This window comes from Achromobacter sp. GbtcB20, assembly GCF_019091095.1.
Lineage (GTDB): Bacteria > Pseudomonadota > Gammaproteobacteria > Burkholderiales > Burkholderiaceae_B > Achromobacter > Achromobacter mucicolens.
The window spans coordinates 188,970-202,559 of sequence record NZ_JAGXJZ010000005.1 but is presented as its reverse complement, the minus strand read 5'-3'; the positions used below and the strand labels follow the sequence as shown (position 1 = coordinate 202,559).

Annotated in this window: 12 protein-coding genes; 5 read left to right on the top strand and 7 right to left on the bottom strand. The window is 67.4% G+C overall.

The genetic code is table 11. The annotated features are described in order from the left end of the window. Window positions 1–11 precede the first annotated feature (11 nt). Window positions 12–992 (bottom strand): MerR family transcriptional regulator, encoded by a 981-nt coding sequence (locus KVT32_RS10000; RefSeq protein WP_152383178.1) that lies wholly within the window; start codon window positions 990–992, stop codon window positions 12–14. 171 nt (window positions 993–1,163) lie between these two features. On the opposite strand from KVT32_RS10000, the gene KVT32_RS09995 reads away from it, so the two are divergent. Then, entirely contained in the window at window positions 1,164–1,619 is a 456-nt protein-coding gene (locus KVT32_RS09995; protein WP_062840036.1) for a fasciclin domain-containing protein, read from the top strand. Window positions 1,620–1,790: 171 nt separating this feature from the next. Here KVT32_RS09995 and KVT32_RS09990 read toward each other — a convergent pair whose 3' ends face one another. Beyond that, window positions 1,791–2,603, bottom strand: coding sequence for a hypothetical protein (locus KVT32_RS09990; protein ID WP_217618115.1), 813 nt, complete (start codon window positions 2,601–2,603; stop codon window positions 1,791–1,793). A gap of 136 nt (window positions 2,604–2,739) precedes the next feature. Beyond that, complete coding sequence (locus tag KVT32_RS09985) at window positions 2,740–3,537, bottom strand: alpha/beta fold hydrolase (protein ID WP_152383180.1); 798 nt, start codon at window positions 3,535–3,537, stop codon at window positions 2,740–2,742. 286 nt (window positions 3,538–3,823) lie between these two features. Here KVT32_RS09985 and KVT32_RS09980 point away from each other — a divergent pair, with 286 nt between their 5' ends. Beyond that, window positions 3,824–4,324: a DUF2501 domain-containing protein gene (locus KVT32_RS09980; protein ID WP_254607186.1), complete on the top strand. Its 501-nt coding sequence runs from the start codon at window positions 3,824–3,826 to the stop codon at window positions 4,322–4,324. Window positions 4,325–4,337: 13 nt separating this feature from the next. Here the strand turns inward: KVT32_RS09980 and nhaR are convergent, their stop codons facing one another. Beyond that, window positions 4,338–5,246 (bottom strand): transcriptional activator NhaR, encoded by a 909-nt coding sequence (gene nhaR, locus KVT32_RS09975; protein WP_062840040.1) that lies wholly within the window; start codon window positions 5,244–5,246, stop codon window positions 4,338–4,340. Between the two features lie 148 nt (window positions 5,247–5,394). On the opposite strand from nhaR, the gene KVT32_RS09970 reads away from it, so the two are divergent. From KVT32_RS09970 to KVT32_RS09960, 3 genes are all read left to right on the top strand, one after another. Beyond that, entirely contained in the window at window positions 5,395–6,387 is a 993-nt protein-coding gene (locus tag KVT32_RS09970; RefSeq protein WP_217618114.1) for a TerC family protein, read from the top strand. Window positions 6,388–6,401: 14 nt separating this feature from the next. Continuing rightward, complete coding sequence (locus tag KVT32_RS09965) at window positions 6,402–6,821, top strand: universal stress protein (protein WP_152383182.1); 420 nt, start codon at window positions 6,402–6,404, stop codon at window positions 6,819–6,821. A 79-nt stretch (window positions 6,822–6,900) separates the two neighbouring features. After that, window positions 6,901–7,677, top strand: coding sequence for a fused MFS/spermidine synthase (locus KVT32_RS09960; RefSeq protein ID WP_152383183.1), 777 nt, complete (start codon window positions 6,901–6,903; stop codon window positions 7,675–7,677). 12 nt (window positions 7,678–7,689) lie between these two features. Here the strand turns inward: KVT32_RS09960 and KVT32_RS09955 are convergent, their stop codons facing one another. Genes KVT32_RS09955 through KVT32_RS09945 form a run of 3 tightly spaced genes read right to left on the bottom strand, consistent with a single transcriptional unit; the run spans window position 7,690 to window position 13,587 of the window. Further along, window positions 7,690–9,021: a hypothetical protein gene (locus KVT32_RS09955; RefSeq protein ID WP_217618113.1), complete on the bottom strand. Its 1,332-nt coding sequence runs from the start codon at window positions 9,019–9,021 to the stop codon at window positions 7,690–7,692. Window positions 9,022–9,061: 40 nt separating this feature from the next. Next, a complete protein-coding gene (locus KVT32_RS09950) occupies window positions 9,062–10,726 on the bottom strand; it encodes a CHAT domain-containing protein (protein ID WP_180099635.1) in 1,665 nt (554 codons plus the stop codon). A 26-nt stretch (window positions 10,727–10,752) separates the two neighbouring features. After that, window positions 10,753–13,587: a PAS domain-containing protein gene (locus tag KVT32_RS09945; protein ID WP_217618112.1), complete on the bottom strand. Its 2,835-nt coding sequence runs from the start codon at window positions 13,585–13,587 to the stop codon at window positions 10,753–10,755. Between the last annotated feature and the right edge of the window lie 3 nt (window positions 13,588–13,590).

The window sequence follows — 13,590 nt, the reverse complement described above, 5'->3', positions numbered from 1 at the left end:
GGGCCCGGCCCTCAGCGCGTTTTATTTTCGGGGTCTGCTTTGGAAATCGGAGGCGGCAGGGGCAGGCCCTCTGCCCGGGCCAGTCTTTCCATCGCGACTTCCAGAATGGCGCGCGCCTGCCCCGCGGCGCGGCCCAGGTCGCTGTGCAGCTGCGCGTCGTCATCGTTGCGGGACGCGCATTGCACGCTGTAGCGTTCGAAGCTGCCCACCATAAGCAGCAGGTCGGCCAGGTGCTTCGGGCATTCGCAGGCCAGGCCGCTGCCCGAGGCCATGATGGTGAACAGCGCATGCTCGTCAAAGCGCAGATCCAGCGTGGGCTGGGCAGGCGCGGTCGGCAGCCGTTCGCCGGCTAGCGCCGAGCGGCACAGCAGCAGCAATTCGCCGATGTCCGCCGGAACGCGGGCCGCCAGAAAACCGTGGGCGCGCAAGGCGCGGATGGTCGCGCTGGCGCAGAACCGGTAAAGCACCAGCACGGCGACGTCGCCGCACGCCTTTGCGGCCGCCACGATCAGCGGCAGCGCGCTTTCATGCAGCTCGGATAGTTCGATCACCAGAACCTCGAGGTCCGCCTCTTGCGGCGTGAGGGCGACCTGTTCAAGGTGCGGCCAGCTCTGTTGAACGATCACGTCCAGGCCGTCGCGTCCGCTGCCGGCGATGCGGCGGGCCAGGTTGGCGCCGGCCACGCCCAAGCGCAGCGGCCCCTGCGCCGCGGGTTGGCGCGCGGCGGCGCCAGCCAGTTCCTGCAGCTGTTCGATGGACATGGGCGCAAGCACGCCGATGGCATGCCCCTGATCGACCAGTTGCTTGAGCAGGCTGAGACGGCGCACCTGTTCGGCGGAATACAAGCGCTGGCCGCGCGCCGAGCGTTCAACATCGGACAGGTTGTAGCGGCGCTCCCAGACGCGCAGCGTCTCGGGCGAGAGCCCCGCCAGGCGCGCCGCCACGCCGCTGCGGTACGTGATGCGGCCGTCGTCGGATTGCTTGGATTCCATTGTTTTCCTTGACCCGGTATTGAACCGATATGTTTGCATAATAGCGGTTCAAATCGTCGACGAGAAGAAGGCAGCCGCGTAAATTCCTTCATCAAGCGGTTCAACTTCCCCCTATTCGAGGCCGCTTTCGGAACCCGCGCTCGCGGGAGGTCACTGGACAAGGAGTCAATCATGAAACGTCTTTTGGCAGGAATTTCGCTCACCCTGGCGCTGGGCACCGCGCACGCCGCCGACATCGTGGACACCGCCAAGTCGGCCGGTTCGTTCAATACGCTGGTCACCGCCGTGCAAGCGGCCGGGCTGGTCGACACGCTGAAGGGTCCGGGCCCGTACACCGTGTTCGCGCCGACCGATGAAGCCTTCGCCAAGGTGCCGAAGGACAAGCTGGACGCGCTGCTGAAAGACAAGGCCGCGCTGACCAAGGTGCTCACCTATCACGTCGTGCCGGGCAAGGTCATGGCCAAGGACGTCAAGCCGGGCAAGGTGAAGACGGTTGAAGGCAGCTCGTTGACCATCGCGGTCAATGGCGGCAACGTCACCGTGGACAACGCCAAGGTCGTGAAGACCGATGTCGCGGCGGACAACGGCGTCATCCACGTCATCGACACGGTGCTGATGCCGAAGTAGGGGTTTGTGCAGGTAGCAGGCCGTACCGATGTCCGGCCTTGATAGGCCACCTTGACGGTGCGTGGCCTATCTTTTTTCTTCATGACCGGCAAGCCGCCTTACCGGCTTGCCGGTCCCGGCATCAGTTCAGTCCGGGATGATATTCAAGGCCGCCGCGCCGACGCTGCCCGTTTAGCGGAAAATGTGCCGGCCAGGCGATGCGTCCGTCTCGCGCTTGCGATGCGCGAAATTGAGCGTCACCATCAGCCCCGCTGCCATCGAGAACAGGTGCTTGAGCGTGTGGCCGCTCATGAACGCGAACGTCTGGTAGATCTGATAGTCCAGCAGTTCGGCGGCCTTGGCCAGCACGTAGAACCCGATGGCCGCGCCGAAGTACAGCCGTTCGCGCAGCGGGGTGCCGTTTCTCCATTGCAGCAGCGGCACCAGCACCAGCGGCATGAACTGCACGAAGAGGTACGGACGCAGATCGTCCGTGGACGTATGGTCGGTGTACCACCACCACGCCACGCTGCCCACGGCAAGCGCGGTCCACAGCACATCGACCCAGCGGCCGTCGCCGACGGTTTCGCGCCAGACGGCCGACAGGATGCCGGCGCACAGCAGCGCGATCGGCAGGCGGTCCCAGATCAGGCGCGCGTTGTCGGGCAAGAGGTGATACCACCCGGAGCCGAAGGCGGTCAGCATGAGCGCAAGGAAGAACACCGTGTAGCCGGGGCGGATGGCGTCCAGCGCACGCAGGTGGCGCGAGTGCATGACCAGCGCCAAGCCATACCAGCCGACCACCGCGAAGCCCAGGTTGGAGAGCACATCGCCCGCGTTGGGAATGCCCAGCCACGCGCGCTTGTCGGCAAAGTCGTGATAGTGCTCGAGCTGGGCGATCGGCCCGTGCAGCGCGAGGCCCACGGCGACCAGGATCACCACTGTCCACGGAAGCAAGCGGCGCGTGTTCAGGCCGGGGGGCGTTGCAGCAGGTAGTGTGCTCATGCGGTTCTTCCCCGGCAGGCGGGTGTGCCGGCTAATGCTGATAGTAAAGGCGGCGCCCGCCCGTCTCCAGCCCCGGCGCTGCGGGTTTCGCAGGATTTTTATGTCGTTGTGTATCGGCGCGCCGGCAGCGCCGGGATCAGCCGGCGCGCGGCAGCCAGTCCGAGACGGTCGCGAGGACCTGCTCGGGCATCTCGCGGTGCGGCACGTGGCCGCAGTTCTCGAAGATGACGGGCTGCGCGCCGGCCAGCTGCGCAATGCGCTCGGCGTGCACCGTGGAGCCGTATTCGTCGTTGTCGCCGTGCAGCGCCAGCGCGGGGCATTTCACCTGCGCCAGCTGCGGGTCCAGCGTCCAGTCCGCGAAGTCCGGCGACAGCCAGGTGTCGATCCAGGCGCTAAGCACCCAGGCCGCCTTGTCGCCGTGGTACTTCTTCAGGCGGTCAAGCTGTCCGGGCTGCGCGAAAGCCTCGCGTGCCTGGCGGATGCCTTCCAGGGTGCGTTCCTCTGCGTAGACCTGCGCGGATTCGGTGATGAGCGCGCGGCACGACTGCGGATACGCCGCGGCGCTGGCAATGGCCATGCCGCCGCCCACGCTGTGGCCAAACGCCGCGAACTGGTCCAGCTCCAGCGCTTCGCGCACGGCGCGAAATCCCTCGATGGCTTCGCGCACCACGAAGTCCACACCGAGGGTGCCCTTGTACGGGTCGGACCGGCCAAATCCCAGGCGGTCGTAGGCGATGACCTCGCGCCCCGTCGCGCCGGCCAGCCGTTCCGGAAAGTCTCGCCACAGCTCCACGCATCCCAGCGAATCGTGCATCAGCACGATGGGCGCGCCGCTGCCGGCAGACGTGGCGGATGCGGCGGGCGTCCAGCGCCGCACGAAAAGCTGGCCGCTGGCGGCGGGGACGAATACATCTTGGAATTCGACGGACGACATCACGGGTTCTCACGGATCAGATGGCACGGGACGCCTCTGGGGCGCGGCAGCACGCCAGCCGCCTCCCGGGGACAGTTCGAAATAGTAGCGTAGGCGCGCGCAGGCGCTTGCTGGCGTTGCGCGCCGGTATCAAAGGCGTGACGTTACGAATGCAATTGCTACTGCACCACGGCGGACCGTGTCCGCACGCACATCATTTGTCGCATTACGTGCCCTGCCCGCGCGCCGATTTTCGCCGGCGCGCCACTACGATGGCCGCAGTTATTTACCGCACCAGGAGCAAGTCATGAAAATCCCTTTCCGCCACCTCGCCGGCGCCGCCGCCCTCATCGCGGCGCAGTGCTACGCAGGCACCGCCTCCGCGCAGTGGCTCGATGCCGTAAAGGGACAGATGGAAAGCGCGGGCCAAGGCAGTGCAACCCAAGGCGGCGGCGCCCAAAGCAATGCCGGGCAAGGCGGAATCCTGCAGGGCCTGGGTAATAGCCTGCCGCTGTCTTCGCTTACCCCGGCCTCGGCCGGCAACGCGGCCGGCGTGCTGGAGTTCTGCATGAAGAACAACTACCTGGCCGGTGGCGATGCGCAGGCCTTGAAAGACAAGCTGATGGGCAAGATCGGCGGCGGCTCGACGCAGAAGGCCAAGTCGGATTCGGGATACCTTGCCGGCCTGCAAGGGCTGCTCAACGGCAGCGACGGCAAGTCGGTGGACCTGAGCGGCGGCGGGCTGAAAGAGGAACTGACCCGCAAGGCGTGCGATCAGGTGCTCAAGCACGCCAAGTCGTTCCTCTAGCGGCGCCCCATCGCTACTTCGCCGCCCCGAAAATATCCTCCCGCGCCGCGCGGCTTAGCGCCACCACCGCCGGGTGCTCCAGCCGCTGGTCGGTGGTGATGGCGTAGAACTGTTCCTTCACCGCCGGTGCGTGTCCGATGGCGCGCACACGGTACTGCTTGCACAGGTACGCGGCGGTCGCCGTGGGCGCGACGAAGAGGCCTGTCCCGGTCTGCCCAAAGGAGTTCATCAGCGCGCTGTCGTCGAACTCGCCCACGATGCGCGGGCGGATGTCCTGTTCGTCGAACCAGCGCAGCAGCCGCGGCCGGATGGCGGCGTCTTCGCCCGGCAGCAGGAACGGCGCCTGGTCCAGCAGCGCCGGAAACGTGCCCGGCAGGGTGTCCAGCAGTTGCGGCGATCCAAAGAAGGTCAGTCCGCACTCGCCCAGCAGATGGCTGAAGCCGCGCACGTTCAGGTTGCCGGGCATCGGGCGGTCGGCGATCACCATGTCGAATCGATGCACCGCCAGATCAGCTAGAAGGAAGGGAAGACGCCCTTCGCGGCAGATGAGCCGCACGTCCTCGGCCAGCTGCAATGCGGGTTCGATCATCCGGTACACCATCGCCTTGGGCATGCCTTCGGCCACCCCCACCTTGAACTCCAGCGCGCGCCGCGCGGGACGCTCACGCAGGTCATCCAGCAATTCGTCGCCCAAGGTGAAGATGCGGTCCGCGTAAAGCAGCGCATGGCGCCCCACGTCGGTCAGTTCAAGGCCTCGGCCGGCGCGCCGGAAAAGCTCGGTGCCCAGCGCGGATTCCAGATCCTGGATCTGGCCGCTGATGGATTGGGGCGTGCGCTGCAATTGCTGCGCCGCGCGGGCGATGCTGCCCGCCTTGGCCACCGTCCAGAAATAGCGCAGATGCTTGTAGTTGAGCGTGACCATGGCTGATCGCTCCAAAAAATCTGACTATCGGGTCATCTTAATGCGAATTGTTGGAGCAATCGCGCCGCACTAGACTGGCCTCGTGCGAATGCAGTCCCTGTGCGCCCCTTGCGCGGCTCGCGTGGCGCGAGGGAAGGAGGCGCCTTTCATGAACCGGGTCGAAACCTTTGCGACGCTGCCGATGTGGGCGGGATTCGTGGGTTTCGTGCTGCTCGTGCTGGCGCTGGACCTGTATGCGTTCGGCGGACGCCGCGCGCACCGCGTGTCCTCGCGCGAAGCGATGTGCTGGGTGCTGGCGTGGATGACGCTTGCCACGTTGTTCGGCGGCCTGATGTGGTGGTATCTGGACGCCGCGCTGGGGCGGGCGGTGGCACATCAGAAGACGCTGGAGTTCTTTACCGGCTACCTCATTGAACTGTCCCTGTCCGTGGACAACATGTTCGTCTTCTCGCTGATCTTCACGTACTTCGCGGTGCCGCTGGAGCTGCAGCGGCGCGTGCTGCTGTACGGGGTGCTGGGCGCCATCGTCATGCGGGTCAGCATGATCCTGGCCGGCGTGTGGCTGCTGTCGCAATTTACGTGGCTGTTTTACGTGCTGGGCGCGTTCCTGGTCTTCACGGGGCTGAAGATGCTGTTTACCGCAGGCCGGCAGCCGGATATCTCGCGCAATCCGCTGGTGCGCTTCCTGCGGTCGGCAATGCGGATCACCAAGGACTATCACGGGCAGTCATTCTTTGTGCGCATCGACGGGTTGCGCTACGCGACGCCGATGTTCGTGGTGCTGGTGATGATCGAGGCGACCGACGTCGTGTTTGCCGTGGATAGTATCCCCGCCATCTTTGCCGTGACGACCGATCCGTTCATCGTCTTCACGTCCAACATATTCGCCATCATGGGGCTGCGGGCGCTGTATTTCCTGCTGGCGGACATGGTGGCGCGGTTTCACTATCTCAAGTATGGCCTGGCAACGGTGCTGGTCATCATCGGCGGCAAGATGCTTGCCGAACAATGGGTCCACGTGCCGGTGCACTGGTCGCTTGGGGTGGTTGGCGTGATCCTGCTGGCGTCGGTGGGCGCAAGCTGGGTGATGCCGGGAAGGGGCGCGCATAAGCCCGCGCGCTCCGAAACCAGGAAGTCATGACCCGGAGGTCTGCCATGAACACGATCATTCTTGCTACCGATGGGTCGCTGCACAGCGACGCGGCGGCCCGATTTCTGGTGGATAGTCCCTTGCTGAACCGGGATTTCGTCGTGCATGTGGTGCACTGCGAGCCCGACGTGGGCGGGGACGTGAAGTCCTTCATCGGAAAGGCGGACATCGAAGCCTGGCACCACGAGGAAAGCGGCAAGGCGATGCAATCGGTGGTCGGCATTCTGACCGCCGCCAATGTCAGCCACGAATGCCACGAGCTCGTGGGTTTCACGCCAGAGAAGATCGTCGAGTATGCGAAGCAGGTCGACGCGGCGGCCATCGTGCTGGGGTCGCACCATCACAGCCCGCTGCTCAACGCCATTCGCGGCTCGGTGTGCGGGCGGATTCTGGCGCATGCGCCCTGTCCGGTCATGCTCGTCTGACGTGGCGGCGGCGCCGTTCGTGCCGCATGGGCGCGGGCAGTGGTATCTTCTGCGGATCTTTCGCCCCAAACCCGCGCTCATGTCCGACGTTACCGCTCCCGCCGATTCGCCCGTTACCGACGCGCCGGCGGCGCCGCACCGGCCTTTCATCCAGAATGCCGGCACCCGGCGCACCCTGCATTTCACGCAGCAGGAGATCCAGAGCAGCATGTCGCTGCTCAATCCGGACGCGCTGGAGATCGAATACACGCGGATGATGATGGGCTTCGTGCTGTTCAAGCCGGAACCGGCGGACATCCTGATGGTGGGCTTGGGGGGCGGATCGCTGCCCAAGTTCTGCCATCGCTATCTGACGGGGGCGCGCATCACGGTGGTGGAGATCGATCCGGCCGTCATCGCGCTGCGCGACGCGTTCATGGTGCCGCCGGACGGCGAGCGCTTTCAGGTGATCGAGGCCGACGCGGCCCGGCACCTCGCGGGTCTGACCGAACAGGCCGATGTGATCTTCCTGGATGGATTCGTGGCCGGGGGCATCCCCGACCCGCTGTGCAGCGCCGGCTTCTACGCCGACTGCCACCGCGCCTTGCGCGACGACGGCATCCTGGTGATCAATTTCCACGTCAACCACCCTATGCATCACGAATACCTGGACCGCGTGCGCGCGTCGTTCGGCTCGTCGATGTTCGAGGTGGTGGACGACGACATGACCAACAGCATCGTGTTCGCCTGCAAGGGCGATCTGCTGAACGACCCCGCCGCGGCGCAGGTGAAGCGCCCGGCATCGATGCCCAAGGACGCGTGGCGCCAGCTCATGCCGACGATGCGCGTGATCGGCGCGACGTTGGAATTGCGGTAGGCGGGGCGGCGGCTACGCCGGATCGCCCAGCATGATCGACAGCAGTTCGCGGGTCGCGCGCGACAGGTCGCGGGGCGCCGGTGCCTCGCCCTTTTCTCCCAGCGTTGTCGTCAGGCTGGACACCGTCTGCGCGACGGCTTCGTCGTCCAGCATCGTGGGCGCAGGTCCGGCGCCCGCGGCTGGCACGGGCGGCGGCGTGATGTGTTTTCTGGCCGCTTTGAGCAGGTCCGCCACCGGATCGGTCTTGCCGCGCGCGTTGACGCGGTCGGTCATGGCGGTGGCCAGGCTCTTGCCCCCGCCGCGGGTCCGCAGGCCGGACCGCTCGCTGGCGGCCTCCCAGGCGCCGCGCTGCGCGGCGTAGGCGGTAAGCAGCGCGAAGCGGTCCGCGTCGATGAGCAGCGGCGATTCGGCCACCGCGATCAGGAGGGACTGGTAGGCGGCGCTTGCGGCCGTGGCATCGTTGCCGATCAGGGCCTTGGAGACGTCTTTCCACAGATGATGGAACGGCAGCGTGGTGGCCGCGGCGAACATGTCCGTGCCCAGCGTCGCGCGCTGCTCGAAGGCCAGGACCAGATAATCGACGTCGTTCACGGGCTCGGGCTTGCCCGCGCCTTGCTGGCGGTGCAGCACGCCGTCCACCAGTTGCAACCCCGCCAGCTTGTCCTGCGAGTCCGCGCCCGCCAGGACGCGATAGCCGCTACGCCTCAGCGCATCGCCGTCGTAGACGCCGAAGCGCACGCTGACGCCATCGGTGCCGAACAGCTTGGCAAGCGGGGTGAGCAAACTTTCGCCCGTCTTGACGATGGCGCCGCCCACCGGGCCGCCCAGCATCGTGACCGCGGTGGAAACGAAATCCAGGATGCCGCGGGAAAGGCTGCTGTCGGCGAAACGGCACAGCGCCGCATACATCTCCAGCCCGTCGCTGGCGTAAGGAACGTTGCGCGCCACATAGACGTCGCGAAACGCCACGCGGCGGGCGCCGGCGTCCGCCGCGGCCGCGCCCAGCGCCTGCTGGATGAGGTCGTAGCCGACGATGTACGGAATCTCGCGCCGGACGCCGTCCGCGCCGTATCGCAGGAAGAACGTGCAGAGCGGCAGGAACTGGCTGAGGTAATTGCCCGCCTCGCACAGGCGCATTTCGACCAGCCGGACGCTGAAGTAGCACTGGCCGGGCACGAAGGCGGCGCCGTCCAGTCCCTCGGCCAGCGCGGTGTTGCCGGCAGGCGGCTCGATCTGCGCATAGAAGTTGCGTCCCGCGGGGACGGTGGGCAGGAGGGCGCCCGCGCCGTCGCCGCCTGCCGCCTTGCCGCCGATGCCGCGCAGCACGCCGAATAACCCATCCATGTCAGCTCCTTGTTCTGGGCCGCGCGCAGCGGCTTTGCGCTCAGTCGCGCACGATGGCCACGGCCGACGCCCAGGTCGGCAGGTCGCCCGCGTCGCCCTGCGCGGCCTTGCACGCGTAGCGATAGGCCTCCGCCAGGTCCTTGGGCTGCGCCGCGTCCAGGTACACGTCGTAGAAGCGCTGGATGTAGCGCGCGCAGGATTCCTCTTCGACCTGCCAGCGAAACGCCAGCACGCCGGCCGCGCCGGCGCGCATGACTTCCAGCGCCGTGCGCACCGACGCGCCGCTGCACGAGGACAGCACCAGCAGCTTGCATTTGCCCGCTTCCATCCACTGGCCGATCAGCCGGATCGACAACTGCCACGCTTCGCCGTCCTCGCCGGGCAGCACCAGCATCGTGCTTTCGCCCTCGGACACCGAATGGCCGGCGAAATGGAAGATGTCGTAGTTGCCCGTGCGCAACCGTTCCTCGATGCGGCGTTGCAGGTCCGCGCCCACCAGGCCCGTTTCGTCGGCGGCGCGCACGTGATCGATGATGAGGTGACCGGGTGCGCGCGCCGCCAGCTCGGCCAGGTGCTCGCGTTCCTTCGCGACGGACTGCAGCGGCCCGAACTCCATGGCGGGCAGCGGCGGGCCGCCGTCCTCGCGCCGGAAGGTGACGGTGCCGAACACCGAACTGGCGTCCATGAACAGCATCCGCACCGGCTGGCCGGGCGCGCGGGCGTCCGGCTCCCAGCGCGGCGCGGGCGCCGTGCCTTCCAGATGGAGGCGCCGCGCCATCGGCAGCTCCAGGCACAGGTAGCGGCCGCTGTCGGCGCCGAACTCGCGGCCCATCTCGAAGGGCAGGTTGAACAGGCGCGAGACCTCCTGGCTGGCCAGGTTGAATTCAAAGCGCAGGTCCAGTCCCGCAAAGGCGCCCGCCCCTGGCGATACTTCCTCGTCGCGCGCCCGCTGGATCAGCTTGGCGACGGGCGCGCCCAGGCTGTGCGTGACCATGGCGCTGAAGACGTCTTCGCCCACCCCGCTCAGGTCCTTGAGCCATTGCGGCGCCTTGGTCTCGCCCAGATACGGGCTGAAGGTCTCGATGCGGCCCACCAGCGCGGAGATCCGGTCGCGCTCCTTGTAGGGCATGTCTTGCGAGGAATATTCGTGCCGCCCCATCTGGATGCGGTAGGTGATCGAATGCTCGCCCACGCGGATGATGAGCCGCCGCCGGCGCTTGGGCGCCAGCGGCGTCAGGCACGTGAGCACGGTGGCGACCTCCGCGCCGCTGTTGACGGCGGTCTTCGCGTCGTTGGTCCACATGAAGACTTCCGGGCGCTCCAGCACGTAGCGCTGCACGAGCTCGGGCGGGTCCACCGCCAGGACCAGCAAGGGCACCGAAGACCGCCGCGCTATCCATTCCAGCAGTTCCACCGCCGCCGCGCCGGGCTTGCCGCGCTTGCTGGCGGTCGAGCCCAGCCGGGCGTCGATGATGACGAGCCGCGGTTCGATGCGGGGCGTCGAAAGATCCCAGGATTCGATCTGCGTCTTGGCGCTTTCCAGCGAGGTGCGGCGGCGCAGCTCCGCGCCTACGAACGGCGCGATCGCGGGGTACTGCTGCAGGTGGCGGTGCAGTTGGGCGAGGTTGTTGGCCCAGTCGTCCTCGTGCTCGTCGTTCATGCTGGCCAGCAGGATGAAGTTGGGTCCGGCGGGGTCGTGTTCCATGATGGCTGTCCCAGGTTCCCGATGCCCTAGCCCGCCCGCAGCGGCAGGATCAGCGTGAACGCGCGCCACGGCGGCGTGACCGTCGCGTAGGCTTTGTCCGGGTGCAGCGGCGCAGCTGACAGCGGCGGGTCGGTGACCAGCGCGCCGCCGTGGTCGATCACGGTTTCCTGTATCTGGGTGATGGCGATGCTGGCGCCGTCGTGCGCGGCGCGTTCGGCGCTGAGCAAGGCGTCGTCGGGCACGGCGTGGGCGGGCGGATCGGCCTCCCACCGTTGCTCCTTGCTCAGGCCGAAGCGGATCGTGCAGCCGTCCGGGCCGGCATCCAGGTCGATCGTCACGCGGGCGTCGTCCGCGTTGCGGCAGCGCAGGAGGTAATCGGTCATCGACCGGAACGCCGCCGAGAGCGCCTGCGCATCGCCGGAGACGGTCGGGCCGTCCCGCGAGGCCGTGTGATTCGTCAGCGCAATCCGGCGCTGGTCGCGCGCGGGCATGGCGGCCACCACGTCCTGCAGGCGCGCGCCCAGTTCGACATCGCTGTGCATGGCGCGGGCGCGCCGCCGCGATTCGCTGGCGCCCGCCAGGCGCTCGAAGGTGATGTCGGCCTTGCCGATCTCGGCCACGATGCGCTGGCTCAGGTCCTGCGCCTGGGCCGCAACCTCCTCGGCCGGCATGCCCTGGCGGGCGTCCTCGTGCAGCAGCACGGTCTGCGATGTGAGGCTGCACGCCAGCGACAACGAGGTGCGCGTCTGCCGCGCCACCTCGGCCACGGTCTCGCGCAGGTAGCGCAGGTCGCGCGCCCACCCCAGGTCCGCGATGTCGGTGAAGAACCAGATCGACATGTCCAGGCTGGGATCCAGGTCGGTGCGCGTGGCCAGGACGGAGCGGGGCTGGCCGGTGCTGTCCAGCAGTTCGATGCGTTCGCGCTTGACGGTGAAGGGAGCGGTCAGGATGCCCAGCGTGGCTTCGTCGCCCGCAATCGCGTAGTCCGTGATCGCCGGGGCCTCGTCCAGGCTGCGCCCGCGCCGGGGCTCAGCGCCCAGCATGTCCGTTGCCACGCGGTTCATCTCGATGACGGCGCCCTCGCGGCCCACGAACACCACCGCCTGTTCGGTTTCCGCCATCAGGCTTTGCTTGGTCTGGTTGAGCAGATGCTGCGCCAGGCCTTCTTCCAGCGACGCGATGATCTGGAGCAGGTCGTCGATGTCCGGCCCCTTGAAGGCGTGCGAGACCGACGATTCCACGTCAAGCAGCCACCGTATCCGGCCGTTCAGGTGAATGGGCACGGTCATGGCCGAGCGCAGCGGACGCTTCGGTCCTCCGTAGCCGTGTTGCGCATAGGCCGGGTTGCCGATGTCGTCCACCGCCAGCAGGCAGCCCTGCGCCAGCGTGGCGCCCAGCATGCCTTGCGAGGTGGGCTGCTGGTATGCGGGCGGCAGCGCGTAGGCCGGCGCCAGGCTGTGCTGGGTGACGACCTCGAAGCGCTTGTCCTGGCGGTTGACGCGATACAGCGCCACGTGGTCCCACGAAAAATGCTGCGCAAGCTGGACGATGATCTCTTCGGCGGCCTGGCGCAGCGACGCGGCGGCCATCACCTTGCGCCGCAGCGAATCGGCAAATTCGGCGCGTTCGTCGTCGCGCTCTTTTTCAAAGCGCATCAGCACGGGTTCCAGGTCCAGCGCGCGCAGCATCTCCAGGTGCCGCTCGCCGTAAGCGCCCGGTTGGCGCGAGCACAGGCTGAGCGCCGAACTGTAGCCGTCCGGGCGTGTGACGGGCAGCGTGACGGAAGCTTCGATGCCCAGGTCCTGATAACACCGCACGACCTCGTTGCCGGGCTGCGGCATGTTCTTCTGGACGAAGGCGCCGATCTCGTCGACCCAGGTTTGGCCGGAATCCAGGAATGCGCGGATCGTGGGCGGCAGATCCATCCAGCGCGCGGGCCACAGCTCCACGCCCTCCGGGCGCACGGCGATCGCGCGAAACAGCGACACGTCATTGCCATAGATGCCGAAGACCGCGTGCTCGAACGGAATGAGGCGTCGTATCTGCTCCAGGATGCGGTCCAGCTTCAGCCGCCAGCCGCCGATTGCGGGATCCAGGGCAATGCGCCGGATTTCGTCGCGGGCGGACTCCAGCGTGCGCGACTGAATGACGGCAATGACGCCCAGCAGTTCGCCGTTGGGGGCGGGATCGGGCGTCATGACCAGCTCGAACTGCCGGTCGGCGTCATCGGGAACCGGGATGGCGATGGTCACCGCGACCATCGCATCGCCTTCCGTGTCTTGCACGCAGCGCAGAATGGCGCGCTGCACGGGGCCGCCGTCTGATGGCCGAAAGCGCGCCGCGAGCCGGGTGCCGCACAGGGCCTCGCGCGGCAGGCCCAGCGTGCGCGCCGCCTCGGGGTTGGCAAAGCGGATCACGCCCTGCGTGTCCAGCCGGAACACGGCGTAGGGCGTGCGCTCGAAACGATGCGATTCGGCCTCGCGAAACGGCGCGCCGTCGTTGACCAGCACGATGAGTTCGCCGCTGTCCAGCGTGCACAACGGGATGAGTTGCGCGGGCACGCGTGCGCCGCCGGGGCTCCGGTACACGACGTCGACGGCGCCATCGCCCATGCGCAGCGGCTTGGCAAGCCCGTAGACCTGGCTCACGTGCCGGTTGACGAGCGCCTCGCGCGCCAGCGGCAGGACGGCGCTGGCCGCGACGATCTCGCCCGATCGGGCCAGCACCAGGCAGGGCACGCCGACCTGGGACAGCACGCGCGCCACCTCGGCAGGCTCGCCAAAAAGGGAGAACTCGGGCAGTGCCGCGCCCTGGGCAAGCGCCGGCGCGTCGCGATAGGGTTTCGGCTCCATCTCTGTCATGAC

Bases quoted from the DNA above. Each gene is read 5' to 3' on its own strand.
- KVT32_RS10000 (WP_152383178.1), bottom strand. From the start codon at position 992: ATGGAATCCAAGCAATCCGACGACGGCCGCATCACGTACCGCAGCGGC.
- KVT32_RS09995 (WP_062840036.1), top strand. From the start codon at position 1,164: ATGAAACGTCTTTTGGCAGGAATTTCGCTCACCCTGGCGCTGGGCACC.
- KVT32_RS09990 (WP_217618115.1), bottom strand. From the start codon at position 2,603: ATGAGCACACTACCTGCTGCAACGCCCCCCGGCCTGAACACGCGCCGC.
- KVT32_RS09985 (WP_152383180.1), bottom strand. From the start codon at position 3,537: ATGTCGTCCGTCGAATTCCAAGATGTATTCGTCCCCGCCGCCAGCGGC.
- KVT32_RS09980 (WP_254607186.1), top strand. From the start codon at position 3,824: ATGAAAATCCCTTTCCGCCACCTCGCCGGCGCCGCCGCCCTCATCGCG.
- nhaR (WP_062840040.1), bottom strand. From the start codon at position 5,246: ATGGTCACGCTCAACTACAAGCATCTGCGCTATTTCTGGACGGTGGCC.
- KVT32_RS09970 (WP_217618114.1), top strand. From the start codon at position 5,395: ATGAACCGGGTCGAAACCTTTGCGACGCTGCCGATGTGGGCGGGATTC.
- KVT32_RS09965 (WP_152383182.1), top strand. From the start codon at position 6,402: ATGAACACGATCATTCTTGCTACCGATGGGTCGCTGCACAGCGACGCG.
- KVT32_RS09960 (WP_152383183.1), top strand. From the start codon at position 6,901: ATGTCCGACGTTACCGCTCCCGCCGATTCGCCCGTTACCGACGCGCCG.
- KVT32_RS09955 (WP_217618113.1), bottom strand. From the start codon at position 9,021: ATGGATGGGTTATTCGGCGTGCTGCGCGGCATCGGCGGCAAGGCGGCA.
- KVT32_RS09950 (WP_180099635.1), bottom strand. From the start codon at position 10,726: ATGGAACACGACCCCGCCGGACCCAACTTCATCCTGCTGGCCAGCATG.
- KVT32_RS09945 (WP_217618112.1), bottom strand. From the start codon at position 13,587: ATGACAGAGATGGAGCCGAAACCCTATCGCGACGCGCCGGCGCTTGCC.